This is a genomic window from Moritella sp. JT01, assembly GCF_001574435.1.
Classification (GTDB): domain Bacteria; phylum Pseudomonadota; class Gammaproteobacteria; order Enterobacterales; family Moritellaceae; genus Moritella.
In genome coordinates this window covers 1-18,614 of sequence record NZ_LOCN01000014.1, presented here as the reverse complement: position 1 = coordinate 18,614, position 18,614 = coordinate 1, and the positions used below count along the sequence as shown (strand labels likewise).

Below are 18,614 nucleotides of genomic sequence, written 5' to 3'. Positions count from 1 at the left end.
GCAGTATAGCTTTCTCCCTGATTTAACGCTTTGGTTGTGTCCGAGATAGAAATAAACGTATTTGTTGAGCCTTGGTATGTAATGAAGGTGATATCCGTTGCTGTAGAATTTACACCGTCAGAAACAACAATTGGGATTATTACTGTTCTAGAGTAATTCAGAGTATTTTTATATGTAAATTTACCACTTGGCTCTATTGAGAACTCAATATAACTAGGCTTAACGAAAGTGTCTTCAATATAGAAATTTAATTTATCGCCCTCTTTATCGTTTGCGATTATTTGATTATTAATTGTTTGCCAGGAAGATGAAAATTCCGTTTTCCCTTCTATTACTGGTGCCGTATTTTCTCTTTTATTAACCACAAACGTAAACGTTGCTGTATCGCTATTAACATCGTCAGTAACTGATACCGTTACCTTATCACTGCCATAAAATTTGGGTTTAGGCTTATATACGAACTTTCCAGATGCTGTTAGCGTAACGGTGCCGTGTATGCTCTGTTCTACTATCGACCATTTAAGACCTTTTATACCTGCCGTATTCAGATTGGCAGTATAGCTTTCTCCCTGATTTAACGCTTTGGTTGTGTCCGAGATAGAAATAAACGTCTTTACTTTTTGTATAACCTTAAAAGTAATAATTGCAGTAGCGGTGTTTACATCATCGGTAACCGATACCGTTATCGTATCAGTGCCAGAAAAGTCAGATCTTGGCTCATACGTTAATCTTCCTGATTGTGTTAACGTCGCCGAACCGTGTTTACTCTTATTTTTTATCGACCATCTAAGATCTTTTGTCCCTGTCGTATTGAGGTCACTACTATGACTGCCCCCCTGATTCAACGTTATTGTTGTATCTTCAATGGAAATAGTCCCATGGTTCGAACTTGAGTGTGTACCATTGTTTGAACTTGAGTGTGTACCATTGTTTGAACTTGAGTGTGTGCCATTGTTTGAACTTGAGTGTGTACCATTGTTTGAACTTGAGTGTGTACCACTTTCTACAGTGGTAGACTCATCTGAACCGCATGCGGTTAATAAAAGTGGAAAACAAAAAACTAAACTCTTGATTAATTTATTCAAAAAACTCTCCATAATTCAATAGATAACAAGACATTTAGAATTTTACACCTTTACCATCCACAGGAGACACCTTCGCTTACATTGCCTTACAATGTTAAAATAAAAAATAATTACATATAGAAAAATGATGTTTACGTGGCGATGACATAGGTTTAAAGGGAATTGTTATTAGGAGGAGATTCTATAAATACAGATGCAATTGATATGTGCAGCTAACACAACAAGCTTGACGAACCTGTTACGCTTTAGGATAACAGCACGGAATATCCGTGCTGAATACAGTGATTATATAGTTACAGCATATAATTATCTGGTAGTTCGATACGTGAAACACCGGTTTCAACCGCGGCTAATGCAACAGCGCGTGCAACGCGGGGCAATAAACGTGGGTCCATTGGTTTTGGAATAATGTACTCAGTACCAAACTTTAATGATTCCACACCCGATGCGGCCAATACTGACGGTGGCACTTCTTCTTTCGCAATCTCACGAATAGCATGAACAGCGGCTACTTTCATCGCTTCATTAATCACACTCGCACGTACGTCTAATGCACCACGGAAGATGAATGGAAAACACAGTACGTTATTCACTTGATTTGGATAATCAGAACGACCCGTTGCCATGATCAAATCTTGACGTGCCGCGTGAGCCAATTCAGGTTTAATTTCTGGATCAGGATTCGAACATGCAAAAATAATTGGATTATCGGCCATTAATTTAACATCGTCAGCAGACAATACATTTGGACCTGATACACCAACAAATACGTCAGCACCGTTAATTGCATCTTGCAATGTACGTTTATCAGTATTATTAGCAAAACGTTGCTTATATTCGTTAATGTCATCACGACGTGTGTGGATCACACCTTTACGATCTAACATGTAGATTTTTTCACGTTGTGCGCCACATGAAATTAATAATTCCATACATGCAATTGCAGCAGCGCCAGCGCCCATACAAACAATAATCACTTCTGTGATGTCTTTACCTTGAATATCTAGCGCATTAATCATACCTGCAGCTGTTACGATTGCAGTACCGTGCTGATCGTCATGGAATACCGGGATCTGACAACGCGCAATTAACGCTTTTTCAATTTCAAAGCATTCTGGCGCTTTAATATCTTCGAGATTAATACCACCGAATGTATCGGCAATATTGGCAACTGTATCAATAAATTCTTCTGTCGTTCGGTGTTTCACTTCAATATCAATCGAATCGATATCTGCAAAGCGCTTGAATAGTAGTGCTTTACCTTCCATTACCGGTTTTGAAGCCAGTGGGCCTAAATTACCAAGACCTAAAATCGCAGTACCGTTAGTGATCACGGCCACTAAGTTACCTTTAGCCGTATATTTGTAAGCATCGTCAGGATTAGCAGCAATTTCACGCACTGGTTCTGCGACACCAGGGCTATATGCTAGAGAAAGATCATCGGCGGTTTCTGCTGATGTAGTAAGTTGAATAGCAATTTTACCTGGTTTAGGGTTCGCGTGATAATCTAATGCTTGCTGTCTAAAGTCTGACATACTCAATATCCTGAATTAAATGAATGCACATAACTCACCGCCTTAATTCGAGAATAACTAAGGTGTAAGAAACAACGTTGGGGGAATGAAAATAACAACCGAATGTAACACTAATATTTAACTTTAATTTAACACATGACACTTTTTTTTTATACTGAGCTAAACGAGCTAATAATATTGTTAGCATGATTCTACATTAATTTAAGTTGTTTATTCTACCTTTGCACTGGTATGAAGTGTTTATTTTTATATGATTCAGTAATTTTAGACGATCATTTTTAGGCAAATGAAAAATAGAAGGTTAAATCTAAGTTTTATAATTGTTTAAAACTGTTTTTCAGGTATAAAAAAAGGCACCCGAAGGTACCTTTTTGAGTTACTACAAAAAATTGTATAAATACAATTCTTATTTTGCAGCAAGAGCGCCAAAACGCTTGTTGAATTTGTCAACACGACCACCAGTATCAACATTACGTTGCTTACCAGTGTAGAATGGGTGACAGTTTGAACATACGTCTAGCGTGATGTTTTTACCGCGAGTTGAACCAACAGCGAAAATGTTACCGCATGAACATTTTGCTTCCATAGCCGCGTATTCTGGGTGGATACCTTGTTTCATAGAAACCTCAATTTAGTTATGTCGCCATCTGAAACACTGCCAGACACCACATAAAGTTATAGAATTTTTAGGCTGCGAATAATATAGGATCTTGCCCCTAAATATCAATAGCTGATGCATAAATAAACTGCAATTAGAACATTAAATAGAAAATATCAAGACATTACCTAGTTAACAGCCGTAAACTGTTTACCGAAGTACAGATTTAGCCCGTAAAAGAGAGTTGAGTAAATGCCAGTTGTCGCCGTTGCCGTTCCCGTTCATTTAAACAGAACCTTTGATTATATTTACCCTGATGATGCGCACATTCAACCCGGCATGCGGATCTGTGTGCCCTTTATGAATAAGCAATTAATTGGTATTGCCCTAGCAACTAAAAACGACAGTGAATTTCCGCTGGCAAAACTCAAACCGATTATCAATGTACTCGATGACAACGCCATTTTATCGGCTGACATGTTAGCTTTTTTCAATTGGTGCGCTGATTATTACCATTACCCTATTGGTGAAGTGATCGCCCAAGCCTTACCGGTATTGTTACGAAAGTTAGAATCAGCCAAGTTAAACAGTTACACATTCTGGCAGTTAACCGATAGTGCCCATGACTTAACGGCTCAGGAATTAAATCGTTTAACCCCAGCGCAATTACAAACCATCAAGTTACTGGCTGAAACGGGGTTAACCCAATCACACTTAAAATTAGCCAATATAAAATCAACCACCATCAAAGCATTACAAGACAAAGGGTTTATTAGCCAAGAATACATTAAAATCCAAGATAACGATGCGCAACACTGGCGCCAGAATCTGGTTATTAGTGATAATCGCCCCACCCTCAATACCGAACAAGCAATTACGATAGCGGCTATTGATATTAACCACTTTGCCACTTATTTACTTGATGGTGTTACCGGCAGTGGTAAAACCGAAGTTTATCTCAATGTCATCGAAAAAGTATTAAAAACCGGTAAACAAGCACTGGTATTAGTCCCTGAAATCGGTCTTACGCCACAGACTATTTCACGCTTTAAGCGTCGTTTCAATGTGCCTATCGTCGCCTTGCACTCAGGTTTAAATGATGCGGAGCGCCGTGAGGCTTGGCTTGAAGCCCAAGCCGGGGTCGCTGGTATCGTGATAGGTACACGGTCGGCGATATTTACTCCCATGCATGATTTAGGGGTGATCATTATTGATGAAGAGCATGATGGGTCGTTAAAACAGCAAGAAACATTTCGTTATCATGCCCGCGATCTGGCTATCGTCAGAGCCCAGCGGAATAACATTGCCGTGGTATTAGGTTCTGCCACCCCTGCGTTAGAAACGCTGCACAATGCCATGACAGGTAAATATCGTCATTTGCAGCTAACCCAACGTGCGGGTAATGCGCAAATGCCGACCCACCACCTGATCGACATTAAAAATCAGTCCTTAGACTCTGGTCTCTCTGCTGAGTTCATGGCATTAATGGCAACCCATTTAGCCGCTGGTAATCAAGTCCTGTTATTTCTCAACCGGCGCGGTTATGCACCCGCCGTCATGTGTCATACCTGTGGTTCGATGGCAGAATGTCAGCGCTGTAATACCTATTACACCTATCATCAATCGCGCAATATATTGCATTGTCATCATTGCGACGAACAGTTTCCTAAACCACGTCGTTGTCCGAGCTGTAATTCCAATGAGATAATGACCGCCGGTTTTGGTACTGAGCAGTTAGAGGCCATGCTCAATACCCACTTCCCACAATACCCGATTATTCGTATTGACCGAGATAGTACCAGCCGTAAAGGCAGTTTAGAAAAATCATTAGAAGCCGTGCGTAAGCGAGAATTCCGGATCCTAATTGGCACGCAAATGCTCGCCAAAGGTCATCACTTTCCCGATGTCACCTTGGTCGGACTCATTGATGTGGACAGCGCCCTGTTTAGCAGTGATTTCCGCGCCCCTGAAAAACTCGCGCAACTGTTTGTGCAAGTATCAGGTCGAGCAGGACGCGCCGCCAAACAAGGTCAAGTGGCAATTCAGACCCATCATCCTGAACACGAGTTAATTCAAGACCTTATTAATAATGGTTACAGCCACTTTGCTCAAACAGCATTACATGCCCGTTCAATGGCCAATTTACCGCCTTATAGCTTTCAAGCCTTGTTCCGTGCTGAAGCGCATCAATTCAGTGATGCCAATGCCTTTTTAGCAGAGATAAAACAACTTGTTCAAGAACATAACCACAATCCGCAACTGCTTTGCTTAGGTCCGATGCCAGCCCCCATGGAGAAACGTGCGGGTAAGTACCGTTTACAACTATTGCTACAAAGTCCACAACGTCAGCACATCACTCACCTATTACGTCAAATAATGCCCAAAATAGAAGCATTAAAGTCTGCACGTAAAGCCCGTTGGTCATTAGACGTAGATCCAACTGAAATGTTGTAAGGATATCGGCATTTATCCGTTGATTAGCTAGTCAAATGCCCCTAATCACGCTAAAATGATCGGTCTATTTCATTCATCATTGCTAGTTAAGAGAATCCATGAAAGAGCATATTATACAGCTGCTAGAGCAGACAGTTACGATCTTAAAAGAACAACAAATCATTCCTGCAGATGCACAACCACGCATCGCAGTAGATCGTACCCGCGATAAAGCTCATGGTGATTTAGCAACAAATTTAGCTATGATGATGGCAAAACCAGCGAAGAAGAACCCACGTGAGTTAGCTCAATTGATCATTGATAACCTACCTGAATCAGACTTAGTAAGTCGCACTGAAATCGCAGGCCCAGGTTTCATCAACATCTTCTTAAACCAAAACTGGTTAGCGCAACAGATTGATATTGCACTTGAAGACGAAAACCTTTCAGTACAAAAAACAACAACACCAGACAATGTCGTTGTTGATTTATCATCACCGAATCTAGCCAAAGAAATGCACGTAGGTCACTTACGTTCATCAATCATTGGTGATTCAGTTGCACGTACTCTTGAACTACTTGGTCATAACGTAATTCGTCAAAACCACGTTGGTGATTGGGGCACTCAGTTCGGTATGCTACTCGCATACATGGAAGAAAAACGCGCTGAAAATGCAGAAATCAGCATGCAACTTTCTGACCTAGAAGTATTCTATCGTGCAGCAAAAGGTCGTTTCGACGAATCTGAAGATTTTGCAACTCGCGCTCGTGAAATGGTAGTAATGCTACAATCCGGTGATGAAGATTGTAATAAACTATGGCAAGAATTTAATGATGTGTCACTTGCACACTGTCATGACATCTACAAACGCCTAAACGTGAAACTAACACGTGAAGACGTGCGTGGCGAAAGCTTCTATAACAGCGACCTACACAACATTGTTAACGAACTTGAAGCACAAGGTCTACTCACAGAATCAAACGGCGCTAAATGCGTATTCTTAGATGAGTTTAAGAATAAAGACGGCGACCCACTACCCGTTATCATCCAGAAAAATGGTGGAGGTTTCCTTTACGCAACAACAGACCTTGCCGCAATGCGTTTCCGTCAGCAGAAACTCAATGCTAACCGTATTATGTACTTTGTTGACCAACGTCAAGCGCTGCATTTCCAACAAGTATTCTCAGTAGTACAAAAAGCCGGTTTCGTTAAACCAGAAACATCACTGGAACACCTTGGTTTTGGTACCATGAACGGTGCAGATGGCCGCCCATTCAAAACCCGTTCAGGAGGCACAGTAAAACTGGTTGATCTATTAACCGAAGCCGAAGAACGTGCTTACGCTCTCGTAAAATCGAAGAACCCAAATCTTGCAGAAGATGAACTCAAACACATCGCGCGTGTTGTGGGTATCTCATCAGTTAAATACGCAGATTTATCGAAGAACCGTAGCAGTGACTACATCTTCAACTTTGACTCAATGTTAAGTTTTGAAGGTAATACAGCACCTTACCTACTTTACGCTTGTACACGTGTTGGCAGTATCTTCAATAAAGTCGATGCCGAAACAGTCGCAAAATTAGCAACAGCGAAAGTACAACTGAACGAAGATAAAGAGCAAGAGCTAGCTGGTAAACTTATTCAGTTTAACGAGATTGTTCATCAAGTAGCAAAACGTGCGACACCAAATACATTATGTACTTACCTGTTCGAACTGGCGGGTATATTCTCAAGTTTCTATGAAGCTTGTCCAATCTTGAGTACTGAAGATGAAGCGATTAAACTAAGCCGTCTAAAATTGGCGCAGTTAACAGCTAAAACGCTTAAACAAGGTCTAGATCTACTAGGCATTGAAACTTTGGAACGTATGTAAATTATGGCTCGTAAGGATTACGCGGGGCACGCCCCGAAGCCGAGAAAAAAACGGGGTGCTAAAAAGGCACCACCTGCTAAAAAGAAACGCCCAGTGTTGGCTATCTTGTTGTTCTTATTGCTTGCGATTGGCTTGGGCTATTTTTTAGCTCAAATCAGTGGCACCGCAGAAAAATCAGCGCCAGAACCAGTAAAACAAACGCAACCGAAAAAGCTAACGGTAAAACCATTACCCGAAAAGCCAAAAGAAGTGTGGCAATATCCACAAGACTTACAAGAAAAAGAAGTCATTGTCGAAATACCACCACAGCAAGACACAGGTATTCGTTATCAAATGCAATGTGGTTCGTTCCGTCAACAATCACAAGCTGAAGCGATGAAAGCAACAATAGCCTTTCAAGGCTACACTGCCAACATTCGCCACACAGGTAACTGGTATCGCGTGGTTTTAGGTCCTTACGAACGTAAGCGTGTTGCAGAAAAAGAACGCCACAAAATTAAACGCGCAGGTGTCACAACTTGTGAAATTTGGCAGTGGAAGCCTTGAAAAACTAAAGATATATACCCACCTTAGTTTGTATATTGTAATGAAATCGCTTCATATCATATGAGGCGTTTTTTTTACCTAGCATTTTTTACCTAACATAATGAAGCGTAGCTAACTGCAACCAGCTGCGCTTAATTTAGAGTGGAGTTTATCGTGACTACTATTGTATCTGTACGCCGTGAAGGCAAAGTCGTAATGGCCGGAGACGGACAAGTTTCTCTTGGCAACACGGTAATGAAAGGCAACGCAAGAAAAGTGCGCCGTTTATACAATGGCCAAGTTGTCGCTGGTTTTGCCGGTGCTACTGCTGACGCATTTACCCTCATCGAACGCTTTGAAGCTAAATTACAAGCTCACCAAGGTAACCTAGAGCGTGCCGCTGTAGAGCTTGCTAAAGATTGGCGCACCGACAAAATGCTACGTAATTTAGAAGCCTTATTGGCTGTAGCTGATAAAAAAAGTTCTTTCATCATCACCGGTAATGGCGACGTAGTACAACCAGAAAATGATCTTATTGCTATCGGCTCGGGTGGTAATTTTGCACAAGCATCAGCAATGGCATTATTAGAAAATACTGAATTAGACGCTGAAGAGATTGCTAAAAAATCCCTGACTATTGCAGGTAATATCTGTGTATTCACCAACGGTTTCCACACTATTGAAACTATCGATTACTAAATTTTACCGAATTAAAGGAAGCTTATTATGTCGTCAATGACTCCCAGAGAAATCGTTTCAGAACTAGACCGCCATATTATCGGGCAACAAAATGCCAAACGTGCTGTCGCTATTGCCCTACGTAACCGCTGGCGCCGCATGCAGTTAGATCCAGAGCTTCGTCAAGAAGTATCACCAAAAAATATTTTAATGATCGGTCCAACTGGTGTTGGTAAAACAGAAATCGCGCGTCGTTTAGCCAAGCTAGCTAACGCACCCTTTATCAAAGTTGAAGCAACTAAATTTACTGAAATTGGCTATGTAGGTAAAGAAGTTGAACAAATCATCAAAGACTTAACCGATGTTGCGGTAAAATTAACACGCGAACAAGAAATGAAGAAATACCATGTTCGAGCAGAAGAAAATGCTGAAAATCGTGTACTTGATGCTTTACTGCCTAACCCACGCAATAACTGGGGCGAAGAAGAAAAAGCCAGCAATGATAATACCCGTCAAATCTTCCGTAAAAAGCTACGCGAAGGTAAATTAGACGACAAAGAAATTGATATCGAACTTGCCGCACCACAAATGGGTGTTGAGATCATGGCGCCTCCAGGTATGGAAGAGATGACTAATCAATTACAAGGAATGTTCCAAAATTTATCCGGCGGTTCAACGACTAAAACACGTAAGATGAAAGTAAAAGAAGCGTTCAAACAACTTGTTGAAGACGAAGCAGCAAAACTCGTAAATCCTGAAGAATTAAAAGAAAAAGCAATTTATGCCGTAGAGAATAACGGTATCGTATTCCTTGATGAAATCGATAAAATCTGTAAACGCAGCGATTCAAATGACGGGGGTGTCTCACGCGAAGGTGTACAACGTGATTTATTACCGCTTATCGAAGGTTCAACAGTCACAACCAAACACGGCATGGTGAAAACAGATCACATATTATTCATCGCATCAGGTGCTTTCCAAGTATCGAAACCGTCAGATCTGATCCCTGAGTTACAAGGACGCCTACCAATCCGTGTTGAATTAGATGCGCTTAAAGCAGAAGATTTTGTCCGTATTCTGACTGAGCCAAACGCATCATTAACAGAACAATATACTGCAATGCTAAAAACGGAAGGTGTGGACGTTAATTTCACCTCAGAAGGTATTGATGGTATCGCTAACGCAGCGTGGAACGTCAACGAAAAAACCGAAAACATCGGTGCGCGTCGTTTACACACAGTAATGGAACGTTTAATGGAAGAAATTTCATTCGATGCATCAGATAAAAATGGCGAAAAACTGGTAGTCGATGGTGATTACGTAAGTAAATACCTAGACGAACTCGTAGAAGATGAAGATTTAAGTCGTTATATTCTTTAATCTACGCCTAGCGATAGGCTATAATCGAGCAGACTAAAGCAAAAAGGCGCTTATGATAAGCGCCTTTTTTATCGTAAAAATTCACAAACACTAACGTCTGTGTAGCAATGCACTTTGACTAGCCTCTATCGGTTTAAGCTTTTCGGTAAGTTGACACCAATGACAACGAATCCGTCGAAGTGAATTAAGTTTCTTCTTAAGCCTAGAACGTTTCATTAGCAGCCCTCTGAGTTGTCGAAATATGATGTCAAAATTCACCGATTCTCAATTCAATAAGATTAGTTTAGCTTTCACTAATTACCAACCTAGTTTGGCCTTAATTGACGATAAATATATCCAGCACAATTTAAGTCACCATTTTGTTAATTAAATTATGGTAGTCTAGTAACAGACGTTCACAGATAAAACTAATAAGAAGCTCCTGCAACCATGCCCAGTAAATACCCATGTGTCGAATTTGATAATCCGTATAATTTAACCACTGAATCACAACTTGCAGATAAATATAATGATGAAATTTCACAGTTTTGGGATGCGACTATCACCGAGCATTCACTGCAAGGTGTTGATAACGTAACGCTACGTTATGCATCGGCGGTAATCAATAAAACCGGTCCTGCAATTGTGCTCTTAGGCGGGCGTTCTGAATCTTATCAAAAATTTCGCGAACTAATTTATGACTTTTGCAAACAAGGTTACTCAGTATATTGCGTAGACCATCGTGGTCAAGGCATGTCAGATCGATTACTGAAAAACCTGCATAAAGGCCATGTTGAACATTTTCGTGATTACGTCACCGATTTAAAATTATTTATCGATAAAGTCATTAGCCCAACCCAACACAGTAAACAATATTTATTATGCCATTCCATGGGCGGCGCAATTGGTAGTTTATACTTACAAAGCTATCACCATGACTTTGATGCGGCAGTGCTAGCATCACCGATGTTTGGGATCAATTTTGGTCAAATACCCCGTCCAATAGCAAATGTTTATAGCCGAGCGATGCATATCGTTAATAAAATTATTCATACCGAATCTTTTTATGCGCCAGGTAAAGGTGACTTTGCCCATTCGCCTTTTGAAAATAATCAACTGACGCACAGTCCACTACGATTTGATATTTTCCGTCGTAGTTATGGATTTTACCCACAAACGCAATTAGGTGGACCAACGATTAACTGGCTACAGCAAAGTATCAAAGCCTGTCGTCGCGCGATCCAATACGCGGGTGACATTAAAACCCCAACATTGGTCTTACAAGCTGGCGGTGATGAAGTGGTACTTGCTGAAGCACAACAGCAATTCTGTCGCGCATTAAGCCATGAAAAAAATCAACACCAACCTGCAGAACCAGTTTTGATCCCTGGTGCTGCACACGAGTTATTCTTAGAAACGGATATTTTTAGGATCCCGGCGCTCACAGTTGCGTTAAATTATTTTGCCAAACATTAAATCAATTACTACGGACAGTAATCACGGTAGAACTCTTTTAAATAAAATAAAGTCAATATTGAGGTTAAGATGTATAAAGTTATCGTTTCTGATTTAGATGGTACGCTACTGACACCTGCACATATAGTCTCAGAGCAAACCAAAATCACCATTCACAAACTACTGAAGCAAGGCAAAAAATTTATCATTGCCACAGGCCGTCACAATGTCGACGTCGAAGCGATCAGAAAAACCATTGATGCTGAAATTTATCTCATCACCTCCAATGGAGCGAGAGTGCATAACAACAAAGGTGAACTGATTTACAGTAAAAATGTGCCAGCAGATATAGCACAAAAAATTGTTGAAATTGAGTTACCTGAAACTATTCAAGCTAATATTTACCGTGATAACGAATGGTTTGTGAATAAGCCTAATCCAGAGATCCTCAGCTTTAGTCAAGATTCTACATTTTGCTACCAAGTAGTCGATCTCTCGACATTAGAAAAAACAGGTATCGCGAAATTCTTTTTCTGCGGACCCCATGACGATCTTGTGCAACTAGCCGCGCAAATTAACGCGCAATACAGCGCACAACTCAACGTTTCGTTCTCGCTACCTGAATGCCTAGAAGTGATGGACATCAAGGTCAATAAGGCTGAAGCACTGACTGAAGTGCTTAAAATAAAAGGCTTCACCATGGCAGAAACAATTGCGTTTGGCGATGGCATGAATGATGTGGAGATGCTACAAGCCGTCGATAAAGGGTTAATCATGGGTAATGCTTCAGTCATGCTTAAAGCTGCACTACCCGACTTTGAAATGATAGGTCATTCCGCAGAAGACGGCGTAGCCCATTATATTGAAAAAAATATATTGTAGTTAATAACAGCCAACTGCATAATAAATTAGAATTAGTTGCCCTGAAAGGAACTCTCGGTAACTGGTTAGCAACAAATAATTTAATAAGACCTCGATATCAAGGATGAATTATGCTTCGAGTTATGACCTATCTCTGCCTGTTTATAATCACTGGCTGTGCGCAACAGCACCACCCAATTATAGAGGACAGTCTCTACTCGCTAAACGCCACCAAGCAAAAAACACCAGAGCCAGCGCTAAACTCACACTCCTCAATAAAAAATAAAAATGCTATTATTCCAGCCAAATACGCTAACTTCAGTGGTATCGTCACAATAACAGCAAAGCAACGCACCATACGTTTATGCCACAATGATGACGTATTTAACCTCCAGCCTAACAATCATTTATTAACTCAAATGAAGCGCTTAAATCAAGGCAATGCCTATATCGAGTTTGAAGGCCAAATAAATCAATCACGAAATCCGACTCACCAGCGTGCTGTCATCAGTGTTGAACAGCTGCATTATTTAGCCAATAAAAATGATAGCGCTTGTCGTATAACAACCACAGCACCCAATTTTGAAGTCATCGGCACAGAGCAGAACTGGGTTGGTTACGGCCAAGACAACATATTTACATTCATCATTAAAGACTTGAACAGTAAATCGGCGATTAAAAAAAGTGTTATCACGAAAGGTTTAAAGGCATTTGTTGAAACACAGAACAACAACGGTGAATCGCTCAATATATCTTTTACAGGTAACGGCTGTATTGATAACAAGAATAATTATTGGCAGTACAGAACCAAATTATTTATAAAGACAACACAAATTAAAGGCTGTGGAAAATACCCTAATCAGCAAGAAAATACGCAAGATTGGCTTGGTGATTATCGTTATAAAAATAACAATGTCACGATTGAACTCGCGCTTACAGAAAACCATCAAGCTAACGTAAAATATCACTATCGCAATGGTAAAATTCAACGCAGCCGCGGTTATTGGCATCTCTATGGCTCATCGGGTCTAAAACTATTACTCACTCAGCATCAAGGTAAAAAAGCCAATGTTATCTATCACTTCCGACGTGATGGAGTCAGATTACAAGCAAGCCAACAATGGCGGGACAATAAGAAATATAGCTTTAATGGGGCACTACTGACACTCGATAGGATGACGGATGAGATTAAAATTGAATCATTTACTACAATAGAACCGAACTCTAAAATCCGGCTGTTCCAATCTGAAACAATTGCCTCTCCAACCGTAAGTACTCCCGCAATCAACAAGGCCGTCAAACGTTATTTTGCGATGCATAGGACCAAAACAGATAAGTCAAAATATTGGTTTAGCGAATATGACTTAAATGGAGACGGCAATAAAGACTTATTAGTCATGCTCGACTGGTGTAAAAATGATGGCTGTGTTTTATTAGTATTCGAGAATAAATTAAACCGTTATAAATTTATCAGCCGTATAGCGCAAGTCCAAGCCCCTATCCAGATAAGTAAAACACAACAACATCAATGGCAAAGTTTATTAATTAAAAAAAATCAAAGCTGGCAGCAACTAGACTTTGATGGGATCAGTTACCCAACCAAGGTCACTAATGGTCAACAGGCGAAAATAGACCAATTTACACAAGTGCTGCTAATGAGCAACTCGCTGACCGCAGAGAATAGTATCCATATAAAATAAATCTCGACACGATATAACAAACTTATATTTACGAAAAATTAGAATAGATGGTTAAATTTGGTAAGAACTTGAAAGTTAACTTATAATTTCTAAAGGCTATGATATACATTAACCTATTATATTCTTTTACTTATATAGGCTTAATGTGTCAAATTTTACTTACCCCACTACCAATAAAGGTTTTGCATTAAAATTAATTGATGATCGCCAAGCATCATCATCTCAACGGATCGAGCTAAAAGAAAAGCCACTACCGAAACTAAAATCAGGGCAGGTATTAATCAAAATGTTGGCTGCGCCAGTCAATCCATCCGATCTAGTATACTTATTAGGTCGATATGGTATCGCGCCCGTTGATTCTGCATTTGTTGGGTTTGAAGGTTGTGGCGTTGTCGTAAAAGCCAACGCTGGATTATACGGTAAATGGCTGGAAGGTAAGCGGGTATCATTGTCTGCAGTGCCAGGTCTAGATGGTGTATGGGCTGAATATGCCATTACGAGCGCCAATTACTGCCTACCAATAAGAAAAGACATTAGCGATGAGCAAGCATCTACAATTATCGTCAATCCATTAACATCGATTTGCATGATCGATCGCGCTATCGAACTCGGAGCTAAAGCAGTAATCATTAATGCTGCAGCCAGCCAAGTCGGCAAAGGAGCGATTCGTTATGCAAAAATGAAGAATCTAAAAACCATAGCAACAGTCCGTAGTACCTCCAATGTCGATGTGTTAGAAAAGCTAGGAGCAGATTGCGTATTGTTAACAACTGCCGACGATTATAAGCAACAGTTAACCGAAGCTTGCCAACGCATAAAACCGACTGTGCTATTAGACGCGGTTGCCGCACTGGATACGCCGCAAATACTTCACGCAATGCCGAAGCGCTCAACAGCCATCGTTTATGGTCGGTTAACCGAAAATCATGATCCAATTGGCGGTCAATTTGGTGTATCCGATGTTATTTTTAAAGATATAAAAATCGAAGGCTTCTGGCTGGCCAATTATTTTGCGAAATCAAAACCATGGCATATTTATGCGCTAAGCAAAAAAGTTCAGAAGCTATTCGCAGAAGGGACTTTTCAGACAGATATCTATGGTACCTTTAACTTTGATACCTTCTCAAGTGCACTTGATCATTATGCGAATAATAAAAGTGACGGTAAAGTGATCCTAAAGTTCACTTAACTATTACTCACTATAATGACTCAAATAAAAAAACTGACATTTGATAATGTGATGAGCGCTATCACATTATCAAATTGTACACGACAAACATCAGGGCCGTATAATAACGGCAGCCTCACTAATTTAGAGGACGTTGTCGATTTTATCTGACCATTACGCTGTTATATTACATAGATCAGTTCAATTCGTTTAAGCAATTACACAAACTGACCACAGCTCCAGCCTGAAGACCAGGCCCACTGAAAATTATATCCACCTAACCAACCACTTACGTCCATTACTTCACCAATAAAGTATAAACCCGCAGTTTTTTTTGCTTCCATAGTTTTCGAAGAAAGTTCATTGGTATCAACACCACCTAAGGTCACTTCAGCGGTACGATAACCCTCTGTCCCATTCGGCTTTACTTGCCAGTTATGCAAGAGTGTTGAAATGTCATTAAGCTCTTTATGCTGTAACTGCTTAAGTGTGCATTCAGGCAATAACCCATCAGCATAGAATATCTCAACAAGACGTTTAGGTAGCACACGCGCTAATGCTGTCTTTAACGCTTGGTTAGGACTCGATTCAGTCATGCTCGCTAAGGTGTCGGTTATTTCAGTATCTGGCAATAAGTTAATGCTAATCGCTTCACCTGGATTCCAGTAAGATGATACTTGCAGAACTGATGGTCCAGACAGCCCACGATGAGTAAACAACAAAGCTTCTTTAAAGCTAACACCTGATTCTGTTGTAATACGCGCAGGTAAACTGACACCCGAAAGATCGGCATATTTATCTTTATCATGTTGTTGTAACGTAAATGGGACAAGACCCGCTTTCGTTACATTTACTTTTAAACCAAACTGCTCTGCAATTTTATAACCATAAGGTGTGGCCCCAAGTTTAGGCATAGATAACCCACCAGTCGCCACAACCAAGGACTCACAATTTAGAGGACCTTGACTGGTTTGCAGATGAAAACGACCGTCATCTGTTTTTTCAATAGATAGTATTTCAGTGCGTAATTGGATCTTCACGCCGGCCCAATCACATTCGGTATGCAACATATCAACAATATCTTTTGCTGAGTCGTCACAGAATAACTGTCCATGTTCACGTTCATGATAAGCAATACCATGGCGCTCGACCATATCAATAAAGTTCCACGCAGTATAACGACTTAATGCGGATTTGACGAAATGCGGATTAGCGCAAATAAAAGCATCGGTAGAAAGATCATTATTGGTAAAATTACAACGACCACCGCCACTAATTAAAATTTTACGACCCGCTTTCTTGGCATTATCGAGAACCAATACAGAGCGACCTCGGTAACCAGCACTTGCTGCACACATCAATCCTGCAGCACCGCCACCAATTACTACCACATCACAACTTTGGCTCATCGAAGACCTCTATAATTTAACTAGAATACAAAAATGGAGCCGCAGAATAGCATTAATTATCCAGATACCCAAACGACTTCAGTCAGTAGATAGAGAGATTAATTATTGCTGGTTAATACGCTCTTCGACTTCAGGCTCTAAGTATGCCATTTCATCAAGATCTGCCGCCCATTCATGCTTGTCAGCTAATAAACGTAACATACGGATCGCGGTCACTTGTACGATAGCAACTTCAGACCACATTGATTTATTTAGACAACGCCAATGGTCAGCATCAATACGTTTCGGGTTGTTAAGCTGTTCACTACAAGTATCACAAATTAAAATGCAATCATCATAATCGGGGGTTGTCGGTACCGGCGCAACTTCAAAAATATTTAGTTTCACACCTGATGCATCACATGTTTCACAATGCGAACGCGCACGTCGTGCTAAGTTTTTACCGAATGCATTTAATGCATCTTTTCTATGTTGATGTTTGTCTAAGCCTTTAGCCATAATGTTCAATTCCTATATATTTAAACTGTGTTGAAAATACGTTTATTTGTCAGGAATAGCAAACGTTAGCAGCAATAAACACGCTATAAAATATCACGAGTTTAAATACTTCATAGATGACTAGTGGATTGCTATAATCGATTCACATGGATAGCATTTTAGTAAAGGAATAACGAATGATCCCAACTAACAAACCCCTGAACCCAAACTTTTCTTCAGGCCCTTGCAGTAAGCGTCCTGGCTATGAATTAGCACAACTGGATATAAGTACTCTCGGTCGTTCACACCGCTCTAATATCGGTAAAGCGGCACTACAGCAAGCGATTGAGCGAACCAAAGCATTATTAAATATTCCTGAGAACTATCGAGTCGCGATTGTACCGGCCTCAGATACAGGCGCGATGGAGATGATGTTATGGTCATTGCTAGGAAAGAAACCGGTAGATGTTTGCTACTGGGAATCGTTTGGTAAAGGCTGGTTCAGCGATATTAAAAATGAACTGCAACTTAGTAATGTGAATGCAATAACCGCTGATTATGGCCAACTTCCAGATTTAGCAACGACGAATCCAGAGCATGATATTGTGTTCACTTGGAATGGTACAACATCAGGCGTTAAAGTGCCGAATGCTGACTGGATCAGTGACCAACGCACCGGTTTAACAATTTGTGACGCCACCTCAGCTGTATTTGCTATGCCGATGGCATGGGAGAAACTCGATGTAACCACATTCAGCTGGCAAAAGGTATTAGGTGGTGAAGGTGCTCATGGCATGATCATACTGAGCCCTGCTGCGGTTGAACGTTTAGAGTCTTATACACCACCTTGGCCATTACCTAAGATCTTTCGTTTAACTAAAAATGGTAAGTTGATTGAAGGGATCTTTACAGGCGCAACAATTAACACCCCATCAATGCTATGCGTAGCTGATTATTTAGATGCATTAAACTGGGTAGACGCAATAGGTGGGGCTAGCGCAGCAATTAGCCGTTCTGAAAATAATTTAGCAATTTTGGCCAACTTTGTTGACCAACATGAATGGATTGACTTTCTAGCAGAGCGAGCTGAATATAGATCGAATACCAGTGTATGCTTACGTTTAACGCTAAGCGATACTCAGTTAAAAGCATTCAGTAAACGATTAGCTCAGCAACACGTTGCTTATGATATTAACTCATATAAAGATGCGCCGTCAGGGCTGCGTATTTGGTGTGGAGCTACGGTAGAATCACATGATCTCGAGTTACTATTACCTTGGCTCGTTTGGGCTTATGAAAGCGTTCGAGATGAACAATAATAATGTTACGATTTACGCATCGTAATATACACAAAAACCAGCCGTAGGCTGGTTTTTTATCGGTCGCGGACTTAAATCGCAGACACAAAAAAGCCGATACCATTGCTGATATCGGCTCTCTCTAATTTGGCGCTTGGC

The 18,614-nt window shown here is 40.6% G+C and carries 15 protein-coding genes; 10 read left to right on the top strand and 5 right to left on the bottom strand.

Features of this window, described 5'->3' with window-relative positions:
* The 3 genes from AKG98_RS22470 to rpmE form a co-directional block, all read right to left on the bottom strand.
* Nucleotides 1-1,085 (bottom strand): Ig-like domain-containing protein (locus AKG98_RS22470; RefSeq protein WP_198155515.1); only part of this gene is annotated, 1,085 nt, incomplete at its 3' end.
* Between the two features lie 293 nt (nt 1,086-1,378).
* A complete protein-coding gene (locus AKG98_RS12510) occupies nt 1,379-2,620 on the bottom strand; it encodes a malic enzyme-like NAD(P)-binding protein (RefSeq protein WP_067046208.1) in 1,242 nt (413 codons plus the stop codon).
* A gap of 406 nt (nt 2,621-3,026) precedes the next feature.
* The gene (gene rpmE, locus AKG98_RS12505; RefSeq protein WP_006034066.1) at nt 3,027-3,239 is read right to left on the bottom strand and encodes a 50S ribosomal protein L31; all 213 of its coding nucleotides are present in this window, start codon (nt 3,237-3,239) and stop codon (nt 3,027-3,029) included.
* A gap of 231 nt (nt 3,240-3,470) precedes the next feature.
* Here rpmE and priA point away from each other — a divergent pair, with 231 nt between their 5' ends.
* From priA to AKG98_RS12460, 9 genes are all read left to right on the top strand, one after another.
* Nucleotides 3,471-5,672, top strand: coding sequence for a primosomal protein N' (gene priA / locus AKG98_RS12500; RefSeq protein WP_067046206.1), 2,202 nt, complete (start codon nt 3,471-3,473; stop codon nt 5,670-5,672).
* A 98-nt stretch (nt 5,673-5,770) separates the two neighbouring features.
* Nucleotides 5,771-7,525 (top strand): arginine--tRNA ligase, encoded by a 1,755-nt coding sequence (gene argS, locus AKG98_RS12495; protein WP_067046204.1) that lies wholly within the window; start codon nt 5,771-5,773, stop codon nt 7,523-7,525.
* 3 nt (nt 7,526-7,528) lie between these two features.
* Nucleotides 7,529-8,071 (top strand): SPOR domain-containing protein, encoded by a 543-nt coding sequence (locus tag AKG98_RS12490; protein WP_067046202.1) that lies wholly within the window; start codon nt 7,529-7,531, stop codon nt 8,069-8,071.
* A gap of 153 nt (nt 8,072-8,224) precedes the next feature.
* On the top strand, nt 8,225-8,749 hold the full coding sequence (gene hslV / locus AKG98_RS12485) for an ATP-dependent protease subunit HslV (protein WP_067046200.1): 525 nt from the start codon (nt 8,225-8,227) through the stop codon (nt 8,747-8,749).
* Nucleotides 8,750-8,776: 27 nt separating this feature from the next.
* Nucleotides 8,777-10,108, top strand: coding sequence for an ATP-dependent protease ATPase subunit HslU (gene hslU / locus AKG98_RS12480; protein ID WP_067046198.1), 1,332 nt, complete (start codon nt 8,777-8,779; stop codon nt 10,106-10,108).
* 429 nt (nt 10,109-10,537) lie between these two features.
* A complete protein-coding gene (locus tag AKG98_RS12475; protein ID WP_067046196.1) occupies nt 10,538-11,563 on the top strand; it encodes an alpha/beta fold hydrolase in 1,026 nt (341 codons plus the stop codon).
* Nucleotides 11,564-11,632: 69 nt separating this feature from the next.
* Complete coding sequence (locus tag AKG98_RS12470; protein ID WP_067046194.1) at nt 11,633-12,424, top strand: Cof-type HAD-IIB family hydrolase; 792 nt, start codon at nt 11,633-11,635, stop codon at nt 12,422-12,424.
* Nucleotides 12,425-12,534: 110 nt separating this feature from the next.
* Nucleotides 12,535-14,103 (top strand): hypothetical protein, encoded by a 1,569-nt coding sequence (locus tag AKG98_RS12465; protein ID WP_067046193.1) that lies wholly within the window; start codon nt 12,535-12,537, stop codon nt 14,101-14,103.
* 145 nt (nt 14,104-14,248) lie between these two features.
* The gene (locus AKG98_RS12460) at nt 14,249-15,292 is read left to right on the top strand and encodes a zinc-binding dehydrogenase (protein WP_067046191.1); all 1,044 of its coding nucleotides are present in this window, start codon (nt 14,249-14,251) and stop codon (nt 15,290-15,292) included.
* Nucleotides 15,293-15,489: 197 nt separating this feature from the next.
* Here the strand turns inward: AKG98_RS12460 and AKG98_RS12455 are convergent, their stop codons facing one another.
* Both AKG98_RS12455 and AKG98_RS12450 read right to left on the bottom strand, forming a co-directional pair.
* Entirely contained in the window at nt 15,490-16,680 is a 1,191-nt protein-coding gene (locus AKG98_RS12455) for an NAD(P)/FAD-dependent oxidoreductase (protein ID WP_067046189.1), read from the bottom strand.
* 102 nt (nt 16,681-16,782) lie between these two features.
* Nucleotides 16,783-17,178: a phnA protein gene (locus tag AKG98_RS12450; RefSeq protein ID WP_067046187.1), complete on the bottom strand. Its 396-nt coding sequence runs from the start codon at nt 17,176-17,178 to the stop codon at nt 16,783-16,785.
* Nucleotides 17,179-17,354: 176 nt separating this feature from the next.
* Here AKG98_RS12450 and AKG98_RS12445 point away from each other — a divergent pair, with 176 nt between their 5' ends.
* Nucleotides 17,355-18,476, top strand: coding sequence for a phosphoserine transaminase (locus tag AKG98_RS12445; RefSeq protein ID WP_067046185.1), 1,122 nt, complete (start codon nt 17,355-17,357; stop codon nt 18,474-18,476).
* Nucleotides 18,477-18,614: the final 138 nt, after the last annotated feature.

Bases quoted from the DNA above. Each gene is read 5' to 3' on its own strand.
- AKG98_RS12450 (WP_067046187.1), bottom strand. From the start codon at position 17,178: ATGGCTAAAGGCTTAGACAAACATCAACATAGAAAAGATGCATTAAAT.
- AKG98_RS12465 (WP_067046193.1), top strand. From the start codon at position 12,535: ATGCTTCGAGTTATGACCTATCTCTGCCTGTTTATAATCACTGGCTGT.
- priA (WP_067046206.1), top strand. From the start codon at position 3,471: ATGCCAGTTGTCGCCGTTGCCGTTCCCGTTCATTTAAACAGAACCTTT.
- AKG98_RS12510 (WP_067046208.1), bottom strand. From the start codon at position 2,620: ATGTCAGACTTTAGACAGCAAGCATTAGATTATCACGCGAACCCTAAA.
- AKG98_RS12470 (WP_067046194.1), top strand. From the start codon at position 11,633: ATGTATAAAGTTATCGTTTCTGATTTAGATGGTACGCTACTGACACCT.
- rpmE (WP_006034066.1), bottom strand. From the start codon at position 3,239: ATGAAACAAGGTATCCACCCAGAATACGCGGCTATGGAAGCAAAATGT.
- AKG98_RS12455 (WP_067046189.1), bottom strand. From the start codon at position 16,680: ATGAGCCAAAGTTGTGATGTGGTAGTAATTGGTGGCGGTGCTGCAGGA.
- hslU (WP_067046198.1), top strand. From the start codon at position 8,777: ATGTCGTCAATGACTCCCAGAGAAATCGTTTCAGAACTAGACCGCCAT.
- argS (WP_067046204.1), top strand. From the start codon at position 5,771: ATGAAAGAGCATATTATACAGCTGCTAGAGCAGACAGTTACGATCTTA.
- AKG98_RS12445 (WP_067046185.1), top strand. From the start codon at position 17,355: ATGATCCCAACTAACAAACCCCTGAACCCAAACTTTTCTTCAGGCCCT.
- AKG98_RS12475 (WP_067046196.1), top strand. From the start codon at position 10,538: ATGCCCAGTAAATACCCATGTGTCGAATTTGATAATCCGTATAATTTA.
- AKG98_RS12490 (WP_067046202.1), top strand. From the start codon at position 7,529: ATGGCTCGTAAGGATTACGCGGGGCACGCCCCGAAGCCGAGAAAAAAA.